General features: G+C 38.2%; 16 protein-coding genes and 1 pseudogene. 6 read left to right on the forward strand and 11 right to left on the reverse strand.

The annotated features are described in order from the left end of the window. Nucleotides 1-34: 34 nt before the first annotated feature. Nucleotides 35-1,714, reverse strand: a complete 1,680-nt coding sequence (groL, locus tag ACLLO5_RS04630) for a chaperonin GroEL (RefSeq protein WP_413174312.1) — start codon at nucleotides 1,712-1,714, stop codon at nucleotides 35-37. Between the two features lie 158 nt (nucleotides 1,715-1,872). Between groL and ACLLO5_RS04635 the strand changes: the two genes are divergently transcribed. Then, nucleotides 1,873-2,955: an MraY family glycosyltransferase gene (locus ACLLO5_RS04635; RefSeq protein ID WP_413174313.1), complete on the forward strand. Its 1,083-nt coding sequence runs from the start codon at nucleotides 1,873-1,875 to the stop codon at nucleotides 2,953-2,955. A gap of 167 nt (nucleotides 2,956-3,122) precedes the next feature. Here ACLLO5_RS04635 and fabG read toward each other — a convergent pair whose 3' ends face one another. Further along, nucleotides 3,123-3,863, reverse strand: a complete 741-nt coding sequence (fabG, locus tag ACLLO5_RS04640; protein WP_413174314.1) for a 3-oxoacyl-[acyl-carrier-protein] reductase — start codon at nucleotides 3,861-3,863, stop codon at nucleotides 3,123-3,125. Between the two features lie 380 nt (nucleotides 3,864-4,243). Between fabG and ACLLO5_RS04645 the strand changes: the two genes are divergently transcribed. Next, the gene (locus ACLLO5_RS04645) at nucleotides 4,244-6,661 is read left to right on the forward strand and encodes a tetratricopeptide repeat protein (protein ID WP_413174315.1); all 2,418 of its coding nucleotides are present in this window, start codon (nucleotides 4,244-4,246) and stop codon (nucleotides 6,659-6,661) included. Nucleotides 6,662-6,820: 159 nt separating this feature from the next. Here ACLLO5_RS04645 and ACLLO5_RS04650 read toward each other — a convergent pair whose 3' ends face one another. Both ACLLO5_RS04650 and ACLLO5_RS04655 read right to left on the reverse strand, forming a co-directional pair. Then, nucleotides 6,821-7,453 (reverse strand): hypothetical protein, encoded by a 633-nt coding sequence (locus ACLLO5_RS04650; RefSeq protein ID WP_413174316.1) that lies wholly within the window; start codon nucleotides 7,451-7,453, stop codon nucleotides 6,821-6,823. 380 nt (nucleotides 7,454-7,833) lie between these two features. After that, the gene (locus ACLLO5_RS04655; RefSeq protein ID WP_413174317.1) at nucleotides 7,834-8,160 is read right to left on the reverse strand and encodes a YbjQ family protein; all 327 of its coding nucleotides are present in this window, start codon (nucleotides 8,158-8,160) and stop codon (nucleotides 7,834-7,836) included. A 466-nt stretch (nucleotides 8,161-8,626) separates the two neighbouring features. Here ACLLO5_RS04655 and ACLLO5_RS04660 point away from each other — a divergent pair, with 466 nt between their 5' ends. After that, a complete protein-coding gene (locus ACLLO5_RS04660) occupies nucleotides 8,627-9,310 on the forward strand; it encodes a tetratricopeptide repeat protein (protein WP_413174318.1) in 684 nt (227 codons plus the stop codon). A 541-nt stretch (nucleotides 9,311-9,851) separates the two neighbouring features. Continuing rightward, nucleotides 9,852-10,436: a hypothetical protein gene (locus ACLLO5_RS04665; protein WP_413174319.1), complete on the forward strand. Its 585-nt coding sequence runs from the start codon at nucleotides 9,852-9,854 to the stop codon at nucleotides 10,434-10,436. Nucleotides 10,437-10,598: 162 nt separating this feature from the next. Here ACLLO5_RS04665 and ACLLO5_RS04670 read toward each other — a convergent pair whose 3' ends face one another. From ACLLO5_RS04670 to ACLLO5_RS04685, 4 genes and pseudogenes are all read right to left on the reverse strand, one after another. After that, nucleotides 10,599-12,272, reverse strand: coding sequence for an NAD+ synthase (locus ACLLO5_RS04670; protein ID WP_413174320.1), 1,674 nt, complete (start codon nucleotides 12,270-12,272; stop codon nucleotides 10,599-10,601). Nucleotides 12,273-12,394: 122 nt separating this feature from the next. Continuing rightward, nucleotides 12,395-13,141 (reverse strand): NUDIX hydrolase, encoded by a 747-nt coding sequence (locus tag ACLLO5_RS04675; protein WP_413174321.1) that lies wholly within the window; start codon nucleotides 13,139-13,141, stop codon nucleotides 12,395-12,397. Then, a pseudogene (locus ACLLO5_RS04680) lies at nucleotides 13,102-13,705 on the reverse strand (nicotinate-nucleotide adenylyltransferase). The gene ACLLO5_RS04675 and the pseudogene ACLLO5_RS04680 overlap by 40 nt, the downstream one beginning before the upstream one ends. Nucleotides 13,706-13,788: 83 nt before the next feature. Then, on the reverse strand, nucleotides 13,789-15,165 hold the full coding sequence (locus tag ACLLO5_RS04685; protein ID WP_413174322.1) for a nicotinate phosphoribosyltransferase: 1,377 nt from the start codon (nucleotides 15,163-15,165) through the stop codon (nucleotides 13,789-13,791). Between the two features lie 371 nt (nucleotides 15,166-15,536). On the opposite strand from ACLLO5_RS04685, the gene ACLLO5_RS04690 reads away from it, so the two are divergent. Further along, the gene (locus tag ACLLO5_RS04690; protein WP_413174323.1) at nucleotides 15,537-15,689 is read left to right on the forward strand and encodes a nicotinate phosphoribosyltransferase; all 153 of its coding nucleotides are present in this window, start codon (nucleotides 15,537-15,539) and stop codon (nucleotides 15,687-15,689) included. A 262-nt stretch (nucleotides 15,690-15,951) separates the two neighbouring features. Here ACLLO5_RS04690 and ACLLO5_RS04695 read toward each other — a convergent pair whose 3' ends face one another. Then, entirely contained in the window at nucleotides 15,952-17,367 is a 1,416-nt protein-coding gene (locus ACLLO5_RS04695) for an LCP family protein (protein WP_413174324.1), read from the reverse strand. A 287-nt stretch (nucleotides 17,368-17,654) separates the two neighbouring features. Continuing rightward, a complete protein-coding gene (locus ACLLO5_RS04700; RefSeq protein WP_413174325.1) occupies nucleotides 17,655-18,041 on the reverse strand; it encodes a hypothetical protein in 387 nt (128 codons plus the stop codon). A 117-nt stretch (nucleotides 18,042-18,158) separates the two neighbouring features. On the opposite strand from ACLLO5_RS04700, the gene ACLLO5_RS04705 reads away from it, so the two are divergent. After that, entirely contained in the window at nucleotides 18,159-19,331 is a 1,173-nt protein-coding gene (locus ACLLO5_RS04705; protein ID WP_413174326.1) for an AI-2E family transporter, read from the forward strand. Between the two features lie 72 nt (nucleotides 19,332-19,403). Here ACLLO5_RS04705 and ACLLO5_RS04710 read toward each other — a convergent pair whose 3' ends face one another. Continuing rightward, a complete protein-coding gene (locus ACLLO5_RS04710; RefSeq protein ID WP_413174327.1) occupies nucleotides 19,404-19,613 on the reverse strand; it encodes a proteinase inhibitor I4 serpin in 210 nt (69 codons plus the stop codon). Between the last annotated feature and the right edge of the window lie 237 nt (nucleotides 19,614-19,850).

The following is a 19,850-nucleotide window of genomic DNA, read 5'->3' on the forward strand; positions in this document are numbered from 1 at the left end:
AAAATTACACTTTATTTATTTGGAACAAGGGTGATTAGAACATACCCATACCACCCATGCCGCCCATGCCGCCCATACCGCCCATACCGCCCATGCCGCCCATGCCGCCCATACCAGCGTCAGGTGCAGCAGCTTTCTTTTCAGGCTTTTCAACCACGATCGCTTCGGTGGTTAAAACCATACCTGCGATAGAAGCGGCGTTTTGCAATGCAGAACGGACAACTTTGGCAGGGTCAATAATACCTGCGGCGATCAAATCTTCAAATTCTCCAGTAGCAGCGTTGTAGCCGATGTTAATGTCGGTTTCTTTAACTCTAGAAACAATGACAGAACCTTCAGCACCAGCATTGTCTGCAATTTGCCGTAAAGGTGCTTCTAATGCTCTTTGCACAATCTCAGCGCCAATTTTTTCTTCAGCGTTGAGGCTATTCTTAATCGCATCTACTTTTGTAGACAGGTGAATTAAGGTTGTACCACCACCGGGAACAATACCTTCTTCTACTGCGGCTTTGGTGGCGTTGAGAGCGTCTTCAATCCGCAGTTTACGGTCTTTGAGTTCGGTTTCGGTGGCTGCGCCCACTTTAATTACTGCCACACCACCAGCCAGCTTGGCGATGCGTTCTTGGAGTTTTTCGCTATCGTAGTCGGAATCTGTTTCTTCCAACTGTTTGCGAATTTGGGCGATTCGCTTCTGCACTTCTGGTTTGGTGGAACTACCAGCCACTATGGTGGTATTTTCCTTATCAATGGTGATTTTGCGGGCTGTACCCAACATTTCCAAAGTAGCTGTATCCAAGCTCAAGCCGATTTCTTCAGAAATCATCTGGCCATCGGTGAGAATGGCAATATCTTGTAATAATGCTTTGCGACGTTCGCCAAAACCAGGGGCTTTAATGGCTGCAACGGCTAAAACGCCCCGTGCTTTGTTCACTACTAAAGTTGCTAAAGCATCACCTTCTAAATCTTCAGCAATGATCAACAAAGGTTGACCTAAACGGGCAACTTTTTCCAGTACAGGTACTAAATCCTGAATGGCGCTGATTTTTTTGTCTGTAATCAGGATGCGGGCGTTTTCAAATTCCACTGTCATCCGATCATTGTTGGTGATGAAGTAGGGAGAAATGTAACCCCGGTCAATCTGCATCCCTTCCACTACTTCTAATTCGGTGGTGAGGGATTTGGATTCTTCAACGGTGATGACACCATCTTTGGTGACTTTTTCCATTGCTTGTGCCAGCATATTGCCGACTTCTTCATCGTTACCAGCGGAAACAGTAGCTACTTGTGCGATCGCACTTCCTTCTACTGGTTTAGCTACTTTCGCAATTTCAGCCACCAGCGCCTCAACAGTTTTATCTATACCCCGCTTTAAAGCAATGGGGTTTGTACCTGCTGCTACGTTTTTCAGTCCTTCTCGCACAAGTGCCTGTGCTAGAACTGTAGCGGTTGTAGTCCCATCTCCAGCTATATCCTTAGTTTTAGATGCTACTTCTTGGATAAGTCTAGCACCAGTATTTTCTAAAGGATCTTCTAATTCAATTTCCTTGGCAACGGTGATACCATCGTTGACAATTTGAGGGATACCAAATTTTTTTTCTAACAGGACGTTACGACCTTTTGGTCCCAAGGTGATTTTCACAGCATCGGCCAGGAGGTTAATACCCTTTTCTAAAGCCCGCCGAGATTCTTCATTAAATGCAATAATTTTTGCCATGTTTAATTTTTCTAACGCTTCCATTAGACAATTTAGCACTCACAGGTTAAGAGTGCTAAGAGTTTCAGCTACTCAATTTTACAAATAGTCATAAAAAATTGATTAATATTACAGTTGATGCTCATTTTGGATACTAGCAGTAATGGTTGAATCGGGAGATGAATTTAGACAACTCCCTTAGATCCCTTGGTATTGCTAACCCTAGCGGCACCGGCTGGTTGGCGGTAGTATTTACTTTTATTTTGGCTTGGCTTGTAACTTGGCGTTTGATTCCCGCCATCCGTAAATTTGCTTTGCGGGTAGGTTGGGCTGATCAACCGAACGCTCGACGACTTAACCGAGAACCCTTACCTAATGCCGGAGGTTTGGCTATCTATGCCGGTGTTATTGCCGCTTTAGTATTAGCCAGTCTTTTACGACCCATTGAACTCCAAGGCGTATTAGCTCAGGTATTAACTGTACTGTTGGGAGGTTCAATCTTAGTTCTCGTTGGCTTTATTGATGACCAATTTGGCTTACCTCCTTCTGTGCGTTTGTGGGCGCAGATGATCACAGCCCTGTTATTGGTGGCTAATGGCATTAGTATCAAAGTCACGTTTGGTACACCTATCGACTCGCTATTGTCAATGGCATTGACAGTATTGTGGGTAGTAGGTATTACCAATGCCATTAATTTGATGGATGGGATGGATGGTTTAGCTGGCGGGATCAGTTTTATTACTGCCATGAGTTTGTTAGGGGTTTCTGCTCAGTTTGACAATCGGGCAGCAGCAACCCTGGTTTTAGCTGCTTTGGGAGGTGCAGCACTCGGCTTTTTAAGACACAATTTTCACCCTTCACGCATCATCATGGGTGATGCTGGAGCATACTTTTTTGGCTATGTACTAGCCGCAACTAGCATATTAGGAAAACTTCAACAAAATACTGTTTATGCTCTGATCCCAACGGTTTTATTTCTGATGTTGCCGGTATTAGACACCACTCAAGTGTTTGTGCGGCGACTTTTAGCAGGAAAAAATCCCCTGAGTACACCCGGTAAAGACCATCTACACCACCGTTTGCTGGCTTGGGGTTTCTCCCAACGTTATGCAGCTTTTACTCTCTGGTCAATCACCTTGTTTTTTAATTTGCTGGCAATGAGAATACAAGGTATGACTTTATCTGTGATGTTGGCTTCTGCCATCAGTATTATTTTGCTTTTGGGTTTTACTATCTGGCAGAGAATCCACAGTAATTCTTAATTACAGCAGGAGTTCAGGAGTTCAGGAGTATGGCTTACGCCACGCTTCGCTATCAGGAGTTCAGGAGTCAGGAGTCAGGAGTCAGGAAGAAGAAAGAAGAAAGAATTAATTTTCTCCCCCATCCTCCCCTGCTCCCCTGCCCCTCTGCTCCCCTGCCCCCTGTCTAATTACATCACCATGCCACCATCGACATTAAAAACTTGTCCAGTGATGTAAGCTGCGGCGGGATCAGCTGCTAGAAAGCGCACCATGCCAGCAATATCTTCTGGTTGACCAAAACGCCCTAGTGGGATGTATTGCAGAATGCCTTCGGCTTTGATATCACTGGTCATGTCAGTGGTAATAAAACCAGGGGCAACTGCGTTTACTGTAATACCACGGGTGGCTAGTTCTTTGGCGACGGTTTTGGTAAACCCAATTACACCTGCTTTGGCGGCACTGTAGTTGGCTTGTCCAGGGTTGCCCATCTGCCCAGCAACGGATGATATGTTGATAATTCGTCCTGAACGTTGTTTAAGCATAATTTTACTCACAGCTTTTGTACATAAAAATACACCTGTTAAATTTAAATCTATTACTGCTTGCCATTCTTCCAGTTTCATTCTTAATAGCAGGGTGTCACGGGTAATACCTGCATTGTTGACTAAGATATCAATGCGATTAAATTTGTCTAAAGTTGTTTTTATCAATGTATCTACTTGATCTGATTGAGAAACGTCTGCTTGGAGGGCGATCGCTTCGCCTCCTGCTGCTATAATTTCTGCTACTACTTGGTCTGCTGCTGTACTAGAATTGGCATAGTTAACAACGACTTTTGCGCCTTGAGAGGCTAGTTGGAGAGCGATCGCACGTCCGATTCCTCTTGATGCACCTGTGACAATTGCAACTTGATCTTGTAATAATGTCATTGAATTTTCCTCAATCTTCAAGATACCGCGCTAATTATTCTATGGTGATTTGGGGATGATTTAAGTATTTCAACTCAGATTTTGAATAACTATAGCGATCCGATTTGATTTATGAATTTTTCGTTCTGATTTACTTACTGTTCATTCTGTTGGTACTATCACAATTCGGACACCTCTAGCATTTGTCAGCCAGCTATAATCACGATTTTCATCCCTTTATCAAACATTGTTACCAGCTTATTGATAGAGCGATCGCTAATCATAAATCTGCTAACATCAAACAACCACCCTCAGATCCACTAACCTGATATCCATCATTTATCATAGATTGCATAGACACATACCGCTGCAAATACTAACCAACAGATAGGGAAAGTGTAATGAACAGTAAAAAACCCATGTTTTCAAAATTAGCTTTAAAAAGCGCCATTTTATTGTCACCCCTGTTGATATCTACTAGTTTTTTCAGTGGAAAACTCGAACAATCAGCTACTGCTCAGGTAATATCAAATCCAGAAAGGGAAGAGTTAACCAGACTGCGAACAGAAAACCGCATTCAAAAGCAAGTACAGTCAGATTTTGAGCGTGCTTTTACTCGCACCAATACCCTACTAAATATCTGGTTAACTATTTTAAGTTTATTTCCAGTAGTTTTAATCGCTACAGTATGGTTTTTAAGAAAAGCCATCATTCGGGAAATTGTCGAGCGAGCAATGCAACAAATAGAAGGAATTGACAAATTACAGACTCAATTACTGGCTGTTAATCAAGATGCAGGAAACTTGATTCAAACATCACAACATCTCACTCAAGAATTAGCACAGGAAGTTAATAAACTCAAGCAAGCAATTCAAGGAGAAGAAGAAAATTTATCTATACTTTTATCAGACTTACCAAAATCAAAACAAGAATTTTTAACAGCTTTAGAACGTGAAATTACATCTGCTCAAGAAAATATCAGCAATTTAGAATTTAAATTGAATACACAATTAGAACAAGTAACTATATCTGCTCAACAACAAAAAATAACTATTGAAAATGTCAAAAAATTAGAAGCTGATTTAGTTTCTGAATTTACTAAAATAAAGTTAGAAATTGGCAATCAAAAAGATACTACCGTTAATGATATTGAACAATCCCGTTCTCAGTTGATATCTCTACTTCATGGCTTAGAATCGGAAACTCTACAACAAAAAGAACAGACTTTTGAAAATGTATCAAAATTCCAGTTGGAATTTACTGAACAATTATCTCAATTTCAACTAGATACTCAAAATCAAAAAAACGTATTTATAGATTATATTAAAACATTAAATGATTTATTGAAATCACAAATTGCTGAATTACAAACTGATGCTCAAAACCAAAAAAATAACCTGGTTAATGGTTTGGTACAATTACAATTAGAATTTTCTCACCAACTCTCAGAATTACAGAATACTGCACAACTGCGTCAACAGGAAATTATTGATAATTTAGAAAAAACTGGTAGTGAATTTACCTCTCAGGTTTCACAGATTCAAATTGATGTGCAGAAAGATATTCAACAACAGCAAGTTCTGATTGTGGAAAATCTACACAAATTAGAAGCCAAGTTGATTAACCAAATTTCAGAATTACAAAATGATGCTCAAGTACGTCAACAAGAAATAATTGATAATTTAGAAGCATCCGGTAATGAATTTACTGCTCAGTTTTCTGATATTCAATCTGATGTTCAACAACAGAAATTGAAGATTTTACAGAAGTTGCAAAAATTAGAATCTGAATTTAGTAACGAAGTTGCTACATTACAGAATGATGCTCAATTACGTCAACAAGAAATAATTGATAATTTAGAAGCATCAGGTAATGAATTTACTGCTCAGTTTTCTGATATTCAATCTGATGTCCAACAACAGAAATTGAAGATTTTACAGAAATTAGACAAATTAGAAAAGTTAGAATCTGAATTTGTTGAGCAACTTTCAAACATCCTCCTAGATGCTCAACAGCGTAAAGATGCAATTTTACAAGAATTCGCGGAAATCAAACCTCAACCTACTCCAGAACTGCAAACAATCCCAGAACAAAAACAACCAGAAAATTCTACTGTTGATGATATCAAAGAAGCGGAAATACTATTTTCAGAAAAACGCTATGATGAGGCTTTAGCAATTTATGAGCGAGTCGTTAAAATTAACCCTGATGATGCAGAAATTTGGCTAAAGCGCGGTTTAATTTTGAATAGATTAAAACGCTATAAAGATGCAATTATGTCTTACAATCAAGCTATTAAAATTAATCCTAATTATCATCAAGCTTGGTGTGATATCGGTGTGGCTTGTGGTAATTTAGGTAAACATCAAGAAGCTTACAACTGTTTTGATAAAGCTACACAAATTAAGCCTGATGATGGTGTAGCTTGGTTAAACCGTGGGTTATCTTTGCTAGAATTGGAAAATTACGAAGATGCTATTTCTTCCTTTGATAAAGCTTTAGAATTCCAGCCTAATTCCCCCAAAATTTGGGATAAACGCGGTTACACTTTGGTAAGATTGGGGCAAGATGACGAAGCGATTACAAATTTTGACAAAGCATTAGAAATTAATCCAGATTATCCTAGTGCTTATTATAATAAAGCAGCTTGTTTTGCACTACAAAGAGAAGTTCCACTAGCTTTAGAAAATCTCCAAAAAGCTATTCAAATTAAACCTAGCTACAGAGAAGATGCTACAAGTGATATAGATTTTGACGATATTAACAAAGATCCTAGATTTCAACAATTAATTCAAGATGAGTATGGCGGTGTTGAATAAAGCCAAAAAACTCATATCATGAGCGGTACTGGGGTAATAATCTAATCCCCAAATTCTTGTGAGAATTCAGGGATATAAAATTTATTGTTTGAATTTTCAAACCCAAATAGTTAGACTCATCAATCACGACGAAGTCCAAAATTGCAAATCTAAAATTGGTTAATGATTGTAATTATTAGTCCGGGGTGTACGAGCGCCCACAACTGCACCCATTAATGCGGCTGCTAAACTTAACAAAGAACCTAAGACAAACCACCATAATGTTCTCGAAGTTGCTGCTGCTATTTCACGAGTTTGTGCAGCGGTTAATGCAGGTAAATTTGGTGAAATGTTACTTCCTTGTAGTCGTAGTTGATTCATTACTTCAGCAGCATTATAAGCCGCAACACCAAAAGCACCCCAGACTCCGTTTGCTAATAAAAAAGAACTAATTGCTAAGGTTGTTCCCCAAAGAATTGCGCCATTAAGTAGGGCTGTATCTCGGTGCATTGGTCCACAAGCACGAGTTGTTACCCAACCGCCAAGAAATAGGGAAAGTAATAAAGCGACAGTTGACCAAATTCCTACATTACTAATAATACCTGTGGCAATTGATCTTGGTGCTAAAGAGTCGGCTATTCTACCTGCACCCAGCGCCCCAAAAAAGGAACTTAAAATTAGTTGAATAGTCAAAGCCAGCAAAACACCAGAAATAACTGGACCCCAACGCACGCGATCGCGATATTCTGTTACTCTAGTAGCGACCGTAGATTCAGGAATAATTTCATCGCCTACTCGATTTACGTATGACATAGTTTATTTGCTCCCTTGCTATTTCAGCAAAGATTATCAGGTATATTTATGCTTATATTTAAAATTAAATTGCCAATTTGGCTTTTTAATATCTATCAATAGAAAGAGTTAATTACTATGTCTTTAGTTAGAATAAAATTGGGCAATTTAATTGAATTAAACTAGTAAATTACGGCATAGATAAGCCACTAATTTTAAATTCATATCAAATTCATAAACAACAATGCTGTATTAATTTTTGATTTTCAATTCATTGTAATACTAGGTTTAGTTATCCTCAATATCTAAATTTAATCAAAATAATCAAATTTAATCATAGTCTGACTATAACTCAAAATTTATCGGTCAGACTTTTTATCTATTGGAGAATGATGAAAATATTAGCGCATTTTCACTGCTGTACCTGTGGCAGTAATCAGTAATAAAACTCCAGATTGGTCAACGTTGATTGTACCAGTCTCAATGTCAATACCGATGACAGCATCTGCTCCTAAACGCTGCGCTCTTTGTTCTAGTTCTTCTAAGGCCTTTCGTTGTCCTTCTTCAAATAAACGCTCATAACTACCAGTACGTCCACCAACAATATCACGAATGCTGGCTAAGAAATCCCGTAGGAAATTGCTACCATAGACAACTTCGGCTGTTACTATGCCCAAATAAGAATCAATTACAGCACCTTGAATTACATCGGTGGTACTTAAAAGCATAAATTACCTCATAAATAGCAAATAGCTGGATATTTTCTAATTTTGCATTTTTTGATGAAGAAGGCAACAATGCCTGGAACTTTTTAGATCTTGTTGTCATCCTAATAACGTAAGTTGTTAGTTAGGGGAACTGAGAACACAAGGCAGTTGGAAGAATTCAGGAGTCAGAATATTTGAGAAATTGGTTAATTATCAAATGATCAAATAGGTATTTTTGACGTTATCCTGAACTGATAGATGATGATTAATAACTGAATGCTTACAATAATTTTAGTTTTGAGCAATTACCTTTATACCTAAACGATAACAAGGAAGTTGAGTTCATGTTACTACTATTAGTCATCAAACCGGATTCCTATATTTGAGTGGAGTATTTTGTCAATGTGAAAAAATACCGTTTTCAAATTGAAAGAATTTTGTTTTAATGTACAAACAAAAACTTCATTAAAATTTAAGGAAATTTATTGTGTATAAACAGACATCATTTTTAGTGACTGTTCTATTATTAGGATCTCTCGTTACTACTACTCCTTTGGTAGCAGTGGGTGCAGAAGTATTAGTTGCTCAAGCCAGTAATGCGCGGTTAAAGGAACTACTGGAAGAAGGACGGAGGCTAGTAGATGCAGGGGATTATAATGGAGCGATCGCAGTTTATCAGGACGCAGGGAAATTAGATCCTAGAAATGCCAAAATTCATTCTGGGATTGGCTACTTATATGCTCAACAAGGTAATTTTCCATTGGCATTAGCATCTTACCGTCGAGCGATCGCTATCGACCCTAATAACAGTGATTTTTATTACGCAGTAGGTTATATCAAAGGTAACACAGGAGACACACCAGGCGCGAAAGAAGCTTATCGTCGTGCCATCCAGCTAAACCGTAATAATATTAATGCTTATTTAGGTTTAGGTGTAACCCAAACTACTTTGGGAGACTATCAATCAGCAATGTGGGCTTATGAACAAGCAATCAACCTAGATAGGAACAACCCCCGCACCTATGAGTTGATGGGTTCAATGTTTAAACAGCGACGACAAACTCAACAAGCCAGCAATGTCTTAAGAAAAGCCCTGAATTTATATCGCAGTAGTAATGACCCAGAAGGTGTAGACCGAGTAGAAGCCATGTTACGAGAAATAGGCGGTTAATTATTGCAACTAGCACAAAAATTCATCTTATCGCCTCCCTTCAGGTAGGTGAGAGTCTTCTTGTTGTTTAAGCAAAGTCTGCTAACGCATACTAACGATGAAATTTAATAGACATCTAATAAAAATTAAATATGTAGAGTTTTCTTTTGTAGGGGCGAAGCATTAGGGTGATAACCTATCGCTGAAACCATTGATATTCTGTCCGAATGCTTCGCCCTTACGATTAATGAATCGGTGTTCTAACCCTTGTAGAGAAGTTCCGACGGAAAGTCTCTACATTCATTCATTTTTTTTAGGACTTACCCACAATGTGACCAAAAACCTGATTATCGCGTAGGGGCAGTTCATGAATTACCCCTACTTTCGTTATGTTTTGCGTAAGTCCTATTTTTATAAATCACCTAAAAACTCTTGTGATCAACTACACCACTCTTTTATAATGCTAATAGCAGTTTACATTAGTGTGTACATAGCATTAATAAAGTACATCAGGATTTAACACAGGCATAGATAACCAGAATTACCCAAATCTATCATAATTATGAATTTATTTAGCAGATTAAGACGACTTTGGATAATTAATTATTTAGGATTACTAATTGTATCAGCTTGTACTCCTACATCATCTCAAGGACTACTGTTTACCTCCAAAGAAGGAAATTTTAGTATATTGATGCCGGGGGCTATTTTAGAAGAAACTAATTCGCCCGTTAAAGGAATTACTTCACGTAATTGGTCAAGTATTAAAAAAGAATCTATATATACAGTAGCTGATGTAAAACTTCCTAAAAAAATAGCTCCTGATAGATTACAAAAGTTTCTACAATTGCTAATTAACGCCGCTATTAAAACGAATTTTATCAAAGGTAAAAAAATATCTCAAACTGCTGTTAATAAGAATGGATATAAATGTCAAGATTTTAGTTTAACAGGTAAGCCAAGTTCTTATATCATAGGAGAAGCCAAGAAGAAAGGATTAACAATTAAGAGCAAGTTATTTTATCAAAGAAGTTTGCTTTGCATCAAGGATAATCACGCTATTGAAGCTGTGGTATTTACCCCATCTCCTGAAGAATTAAAAACTAATGGTGCATCTTTTATAAAATCATTTAATCTAAAATCATGAAGCTATTTTGATGTTTATCAAGGCGCTATTGGGGGAAAAATAAAATTAGTGGAACGCCCCACTTTAACTATTGCTTTCCTAAATTGTCGCTAATTAAATAAATTTTGATTATCAATATTGATCGCATAACCAGTCCGTGAACCATCATGCAGGTCAGTCACCTTACTGACTAATAACCACTCTGGCAATAGGCATTCTCCAACCAGTACCAAAAGCGCGGTCAGTAATTTTCAAACCAGGAGGTGCTTGACGGCGTTTAAATTCAGCCCTTGCTACCATTTTCAACACTCGATTGACTATAGCTGAATCATGTCCTGCGGCAACTATTTGTTCTGCTGATTGGTGGTCATGAATCAGACGTTTTAAAATATCATCTAATATTTCATAAGCAGGTAGAGAATCTTGATCAACTTGACCAGGTTTTAGTTCTGCGCTTGGTGCTTTAGTGAGGATATTTTGGGGAATAATTTCCCTATTGCTATGGGAATTTAACCAATGACAAAGAGAATAAACACGAGTTTTGGGAACATCTGCAATTACCGCTAAACCACCATTCATATCACCATAGAGAGTGCAGTAACCAACAGCCATTTCTGATTTATTCCCAGTAGATAAAAGCAAATGACCAAATTTATTTGCTATAGCCATTAATAAATTCCCCCTAATTCGGGATTGAATGTTTTCTTCTGCAATACCAAACTCTGTTCCTGCAAATAAATCAACCAGAGAATTATCAAAACATTGCATTAATTCCCCAATTGGTAAAATTTGAGTTTTAATTCCCAAGTTATCAGCTAATGCCAAAGCATCACTAATAGAATGTTCAGAACTATAAGGAGAAGGCATCAGCACACCAAAAACATTATCTTTGCCTAATGCCGCAGTAGCAATAGCCGCAACTAAAGCCGAATCAACCCCGCCACTTAAACCTAAAACGACTTGAGAAAAGCGACATTTATTAACATAATCACGCACACCCAAAACCAAAGCGTGCCAAATTTCTTCATCTTCAGATTCATAAATTGGAGAAATAGAATCTAATTTTAAATCTCGCTGGTTTTCATCAAACTCAACAACTAATAAATCAGTCTCAAATCCTTTAGCACGACAAATAATTTCACCTTGAAGATTTAAAGCAAAACTGCGACCATCAAAAATTAAATCATCATTACCACCGACTTGATTAGTATAAATTACTGGTTCTTGAAAATTTACAGCACTATGTTTCAACATTTCTTCCCGTAACTTCTGCTTACCAACTGTGTAAGGTGAAGCTGATAAATTGACAATTAAATCCACACCTAAAATTGATAAATCAGCAATGGGATTAACTGCATAACTACGTTTACCCCAAAATTCTTCATCATTCCATAAATCTTCGCAAATTGTTACCCCAATATTGATATCATCTAAAGAAAAATAATTAGCTTGTAACCCTGGTTCAAAATATCGTTTTTCATCAAATACATCGTAAGTTGGTAGTAGTCTTTTGTGGAAGTATTGCTTGATTTTTCCTGCTTCTAGCCAAGCAATGCTGTTAAATAAAGTTTTACCACCAGTAATGTATGCTTCGGTATTTTTGACAACAGTTCCTACCAATACAGCTAAATTGGGTGGTAAGTCTTTAGCTAATTTTTGTAATGTGATATTCATAGCTTCCACAAAACTAGGATTTAATAATAAATCCCTTGGTGGATAGCCACATAAAGAAAGTTCTGGTGTTAATAATAAACGTGCATTTGCTGATGCTGCCTGTTGTGCAGATTCCAATATTTTTTGGGAATTTCCAGGTAAGTCACCAATGATAGGATTAAGTTGAGCAATGGCTATTTTCATAGTGGTAATTGGTAATGGGTGATTGGTAATTGGTGATTCGTGACTGGTAATCGGTAAGTCATTATTTGCTTTTCTCTATTCCCTATTGCCTTTTAACTGTCAGCTGTCACCTGTCACCTAATTCATATAAACACTAATGGTTTATCTTTAAAAGGTGCAAAGGCTTCTGCATCAAATTTATATAAACTAGCAGGACGACCTGCTCCTCTTGATATTTTTATTCCAGTATCAGATAAAAAACCTAGCTTGAGTAAACGCGCTCGAAAATTAGAATAATCTGAGAAATTTTCTCCTAAAACGGTGGTGTATAGCTGATATAAATCGTTGAGAGTAAAGGTGTCTGGTAAGACTTCAAAAGCTACAGGGCTATATTCCAATTTATTTTTCAGTCTTCTGTGTCCATAGGTGATAATTTCATGATGATCAAATGCTAGTTGGGGTATTTGTTTAACTGGATACCACGCAATACCAGCAACTTTATCAGCAATTAATTCTGCTTCTTCAAACCGGACTAAAGCAAAGTAACTGACTGATAAATAACGTACTCCATAACTATCAGTTTTTTCCCTTGGATCACGATTGGGTCCACCAAAAGTATAGAGTTGTTCTAAATAGAGATTATTGACTTTTATTTTTTCTGCCATTATGCGATAAGCTGCATCTTCTAAAGATTCTCCTTGACGTACTAAAGTACCGGGAAGACTCCACGAATTTAAAAATGGCTCTTGCTGTCGCATTACTAATAAAACTAACAGCCGATTTTGGGCTGTATCTACGGAAAAAATTACATTATCTACACCGACTTTGAAATCAGCCAAAGGTTGTTGATTTATCGGATTGGGATTTTTTTTGTGGTTGCGTGCTGGCATTTAAACGTACAAATGCTCTCGATAAATATAAGCGATAACAGGGGGAGTGAGAGTTTCGGGATCTTTTTGTTCACGAAAAGCTGTGGAAGAAACATCTAAACCAGTTAAACTGGCGATCGCAATTTTTCCTCCTAACTGCTTAATTTCTTCCAAACTAGAATCATCTATGACATAACCAGGGCGGGGAATTACTAAAAGTTTCACTTGTTTTAACAATTCTTCAATATGATACCATCGTGGTAGCTGATGCAATAAATCTGAACCAATTACTAAAGTATATTCTGCATCATCACCCCAACGTAATTTAGCTTTTTCTACTGTTTCAAAAGTTCGCCAACTGCTCAAATCTTGTTCCAAAGAAATATTATCTCTGGGATTTTCTATATCTCTGATTAAAAGTTGTAACATGGCTGCCCGATGAGGTAAAGGAGTTTGCTGAGATTTAAAGGGATTATCAGCAGCCCAAACTGCAACCCAGTCAAAATCTTCAGATAACCACTTGAGAATTTTTTGATGTCCAGCAGTTGGTGGATCAGCACTTGTACCAAATAAAGCAATGTTCATAAGAATTAGGAGTTCAGGAAATAGGTGACAGGTGACAGGTGTCAATTAATAATTCGTTCATCTGTGTTTATCTGCGTTTATGATTAGTATTGTGATTTCGTTTCTTCAGTCAAATTTTGCAACATTTCAGAAATCTCAACTTTTACAGAAATAGGATTTTCTAATCTTCTTGTTTCTTCTGGTAAACTAGCTACTGATACAGCAGTGCGTTGACGAATTGTTGTTAAACTTTCCGGTGGTTGTAATTGTTTACCATCTTTCATCACCAACTGTAATAAAGGTTTTTCTTCACTAAAACTTTCCTCTGATAAACCCAATTTATCTGCTTGTAATTTATTTGCTGTAAAAGCACGAAAAATCTGCTTACGTCCTGGATAAGTAAACTTACCGCTAGACATTTTCATAACTGGAATGCTATCAATATCTACTAATTTATAAACTCCATTCACAGGAGAACCGGTAACTAATTTTGTTCCTAATCCATAACCATCTATTTTTGCACCTTCTGTTTTGAGTCGCTGAATTTCCCATTCATCTAAATCACCACTGGCAAAAATTGCAACGTCTGGTAAGAGCGATCGCACTGTTTTTGATAAACTAACCAAATCTCCAGAATCCAACCTCACTCCCGTTAATTTCATTTCCCCCGTTTTTACTTTCAGTGCCAACTTTTGAGCCGCAGCCACAGTATCATAGGTATCAATTAACAATGGCGCACCGGGAAAATATTCATGAAAGGCTGTAAAAGCTTGTTCTTCACTTCCTTCTAAAGCTGACAAAGCCATAACTAAGGCGTGTGCCATAGTACCACTTGGTTTTTGGTTTAGTTGTATCGCCGCTAACACATTAGAAGTTGCATCTAAACCACCAGCTAAAGCCGCCCTTGCAGCCCATAAAGAAGCTTGGGGACTAAAAGCCCTGCGCGTGCCAAATTCCAGAAGTGTTGCTTTTTCTCCCGCAATATCACGTAATCTAGCTGCCTTGGTGGCAATTAAAGTTTGGTAATTAATAGTGTTTAAAAGATAGGTTTCTACTAACTGTGCTTGCCATAAAGGTGCTTCCACCCGTAAAAATGGCTCATTGGCAAATACCGCAGTTCCTTCTGGTACAGCCCATACATCCCCAGTAAACGCCCCTTCAGCCAATAGTGACCAAAAACGATCAGGTACATGGGTAAAAATTCCTGTTTCCTGCAAAGCAGCAATTTGTGCGGAATTAAAGCGGAATTTAGCCAAATATTCCAAAGCTTGTGCCAAACCCATAGCTATTAAGTAGCCAAAACCATCAGGTAAGCGCCTCACAAATAATTCAAAGCTTGCCCGTTTTTGTTCTATCCCTTCACCTGTGTAACAAGCTGCCATTGTTAGTTGATAAAGGTCAGTCAGTAAGCTGTAATCTTCTTGACTGAGATTCAGGTCTGGGTTTTGGTAGCCATAGTCCACATCTATAAAAGTGGTCATATAACTGTATCCTAGCAAAATTGCTTATCTTATTATGGTAAATCCTACCATAATTAATGTCAAGTCTTAGCATAATAATGCTGGAAAGTCTTGTAAATACAGGTTGATTAAGCGATAAACGCCTATTATTTTATAATTTTTAATAGTAAAACCAATAATTAAGCGGTGGGAATGCCCTTTACCACGATGACATTTACAATTAGAATGAAATGGAAAAGTTTGCAGATACAATAAAATAAAGTATTACGAATATATCTGAATAATCATTGCAGATAATATCAATATATTGCGAATATGAGCAAGCGATAGATATCAGCATTAAATTATAGATATCACAGATAAAAAGCATAAAAAAAGGGAGTCTAAATATTATGGCTATCACTAAAATGCTTGCTAGTATGACTCAATTTGTTTCTGAAGGCTTCATGCGAATTTTTAGCCCCACAGATGATGCCTATCCTGTAATTGGTTTCCAACCTTTTACTGGTGTTCCTTATAAAAAAGGTAAAGCTGCATCTTGGTAGATATTTACTTAAAAAAACTTCACATTTGTAGAAGTAATAACAATGAAGGCGTGAGATTAAATTCCACGCCTTTTTGTTAACAGGAGTTAGGTGACAGGTGACAGGGAATAGGGAACAGGGAATAGGGAACAGGGAACAGGGAATAGGGAACAGGGAACAGGGAATAGGGAATAGGGAATAGAAAAGAAATGATTATTTATTCTCCCCTGCACCTCTGCACCCCTGCACCCCTGCCCCTCTGCACCCCTGCCCCCCTGCTCCCTTACCTGCTTCCGGCTTCAAAAATTGCTTTGTTTTCTAGCCAATCTTTACCGACTTGGATGCTGATATCTGAACCGATATTACCTGTGCTTTCTACTCGCACTTCGCCAAATCCTAAAGTATTACGAATTGATTCGGCGCTTTCACTGTCTCCTTGTTGGGCGACGATGTGGGTAATTTCTAGAGGTTCACCCCATGGTTTAGAGATAAAGATGTTGCGATATCCGGCTTTTTCCAAGGCTGTAATGAGGGGGCGGATTTGAGAGCGATCGCCACCTGTACTATCTTGAATTGCTACTCGCAATGCACCAAGGTCTATTGTTTCGGTGTCTAATAATTCTGATTCTAAACCAAAATTCTGAACCATTAATTTTTTGATTGCTCGTTTCTGGGGTATCCAATAACTGGCATCATACTCACTTTTTTCACTAAAGCGTCCAGGCAACATTAACATCTGCATATTAGAACGATTAGTTCGGGAGCCAAAACCAACCAATGCAACTAATTCTTCAACTGTTAAATTAGTGTCAATATTATCTTTAACTACATTCAAAATTTGGGGCAATTGCGTTAATGTTGAGGGATTGAGAGTTTGTTCAATCAAAGAACGCAAAACCATTTGTTGACGCTGAATTCGTCCAATATCACCTAGTTCATCATGGCGGAAGCGTAGTAATTGTAAGGCTTGTTCACCTTTAAGATGCTGTTTACCTGCCTTTAAATTAATATATAAATGCTGTGAATCATCCTGATATTTCATATCTTTGGGAACGTACACTGTTACTCCGCCCAAAGCATCTATCAGCTTGGCAACCCCCAAAACATTAATGCGGACATAACGGTCAATTCCCACTCCACCCAAGAGATTACTGACGGTTTTAGCAGTTAAAGCTGGCCCACCATCGACATTGGCAGCGTTAATTTTTTTTGTTCCAAACCCTTCAATTTCTGTGCGAGTATCTCTAGGAATAGAAAGCATGGCGATTTTTTTTGTCTCTGGATCAAATTTGATCAAGAGCATTACGTCAGCAAGACCGTCAAAAGAATTGATTTGGGGTAGATACCTGAGTTCCTTGGTATCACTGGGTGGGTTTTGAACATCTGGTGGTAGTACACTCATGCCCATAACTAAGATATTAACTGGGCGGGTTAATTGGGAAAATTGGAATCCATCACCAGAAATGCGATCGCCATCAAAAACTGCTGCATCCTTGGCACTCAACTGCGCTTGCTGTAAAGGCGTACTGTCCCAAGAAACTGCCAACAAAGCCCCCGCCATACCTGAAACCATTGCAATCCCACCCATACCCACCACAAACCACAACCAACGCCCTGATTTTGATTTACGAGAAGTTTTACTTCTGGTTTTGGCTTTTGCTGATTTATTATTTTCTGCTGATGTTCTTTGACTAGTCACAAATTCCCTCACACTGACTGATACAATACCGTAAATTTGCCGAATCAATATATGTAGACAAACCAGACTATAATAGATAGATCTTAATTAATAGTGCTGATTTTTTATGATCTTGGGAACTACAAGACCTTTACCCGGATTTCTATTTATCTGTTGACAATCCGGAGAGGTTTCTGGAAGTACGGCAATAATAAACCAGATTTGATCATATTGCTTGATGGATTAACTCTAAAGTTGTGTATCAACAATAAATATCTTAACGGGCTAATTACTTAAAAGACGTAGATTTAATATTTACGCAGTATACGTTCGGCAAAATTGCTAAATCCTGGTAAACGGTAAGACTTTCCTTGGATAACACGGAAAATTAGCCAAATACTCACCAAAAAGTAACCAGATGTGAAAAAACTGTTAAGAATCAACAAACGGATTGCCAAAAAATCCGAAGTAGCCGCCCCAGAAGATAACAAAAAGTATCCCAACATCCATGTAAAACCCAAGGTAATGGACAGACGGCTTACGGCTAGTTGTTCCCGACTACCCTGACGGCGATAGAGAGTCCAGAGGGAGGGGAAAAAGCCAAACACGGGAATTAAGTATAAAAGCAAAAGTTTGTTAGAGGTGGCTGTGTCTTGAGGATGTGGGTAATTTTCCATTGGTGGTAGATTGTGCATTGTGGTGGGTCTACTTATAAACTAGAGAAATGAAAAAGACTCATATAGTTAGAGATAATAGTCTGTAAAGAAGAATTTAACTTAGTTCTATTTAGTTCTATCCCCAATCCTCTGAAAATGCAGACACGCAAGCTACTCGACTGGTGGCAAACATTTACACCAATAGTGCGAATCGGGGCGATCGCGCTATTCGCTCCTCTATTAGTTCTCAATGGTTGGGCAATTTCGGCAATTTTCAATTATTTTCACTCTTTGATTGCTATTTTAGTCGGAGCATCAGTTCTAGCTTTTCTCCTCAACTACCCAGTTAGTTGGATGGAAAGGCGCGGTGCTAGGCGAGAACAAGTTGCTATCTTAGTATTTTTATTGGCTTTGTCCATTTTATTGGCGCTGGGTGTCACCCTCTTTCCTCTAGCCCTTACCCAAGCCCAACAACTTGTAGCCCGCTTACCAGAGTTAATTGACTCCGGGCGATCGCAATTAATGATTTTAAACGAAAAAGCCGAAAGCATGGGCTTACCAATTAATCTCGATGCGATCGTCGTGCAAATTAATGATCGCGTCAAAGGACAATTACAAGCCATAGCTGGACAAGTTTTAAATCTAGCAGTTGTCACCGTCACCAGCTTGCTAGACTTTCTGTTGACAATGGTATTAACCTTTTATCTATTGCAACATGGTGGTGAACTCTGGGAAAGTTTAGTAGAATGGCTGCCTAGCAGATTCCGTGAACCTTTTTCCAGAACAGTACGCCTTAGTTTCCAAAACTTCTTCATCAGCCAATTAATACTATCTATCTGTATGGCCTCTGCCCTTATACCCAGCTTTTTGTGGTTAAAAGTGCCTTATGGGTTATTATTTGGCTTAACCATCGGAATTATGGCTCTTATCCCCTTTGGCGGTTCTGTGGGTATTGCTGCTACAACTTTATTAGTATCCCTCCAAGATGTTTGGATGGGAGCTAGAGTCTTAGCCGCAGCCGTCATAGTCCAGCAAATTTTAGAAAACCTAATTGCACCCCGAATTTTAGGAAGTTTTACCGGTTTAAATCCCGTTTGGGTGCTAATTTCCGTCTTAACAGGAGCGAGAATAGGCGGACTTTTGGGTGTAATTGTAGCGGTTCCCTGCGCTGTTGTGATTAAAACAATAATTAGCGCCATCCGTCCTCCAGTAATTCGTTATGATACCGAAGAATCCTCATCAGGAGAGATAGTTGCACCCATGACACCAGAAGAATCTGCAAAAGCTGAAGTGAAAAATTCCCTTAGTGTTTCTGATAACGTAGCTTGAAAATTTTGGATTTTTGATGCAACTATCTACAATTTAAAATTACAAATCCAAAGTTGAAGAGACAAGCGAATTTTAGATGTTGTTTTTTGGAAGTCCCTTAGATTCAGGACTAAGTAGAGGAGATTTAGTGAGCAAATTGCTACTATTATCAATTTGCGAACATCCAAACACACTTAACATCACAACACTAGCAGCGGCTAAAACGTAGCGTCTACCCAAACTCACTGCGTACCGTCTTTGTAAGAAATTTTCTTGCACAGCACTAAATTTGTATACGTTCATCTACTACCTCATTAGTTGTTTTAGCTATCCATCAAATTAGACGCTGATTATGTGTCAGATGTTCACTATGGCATTTACCAGTACAAGAACAGTTGACCGTTACAGTTTTGGTAACAGATATTGAAATACATTCAATTTTGGTTTTGTGCGATCGCGCATTTCTACTAATACCCACATCCCTGACTTATTTGAGAAGTCGGGGATCTATCCCATTTTAAGTTTAATGGAAATATAACA

This window comes from Anabaena azotica SJ-1 (genome assembly GCF_047275885.1).
Taxonomy (GTDB): Bacteria; Cyanobacteriota; Cyanobacteriia; order Cyanobacteriales; family Nostocaceae; genus Trichormus_B; species Trichormus_B azotica_A.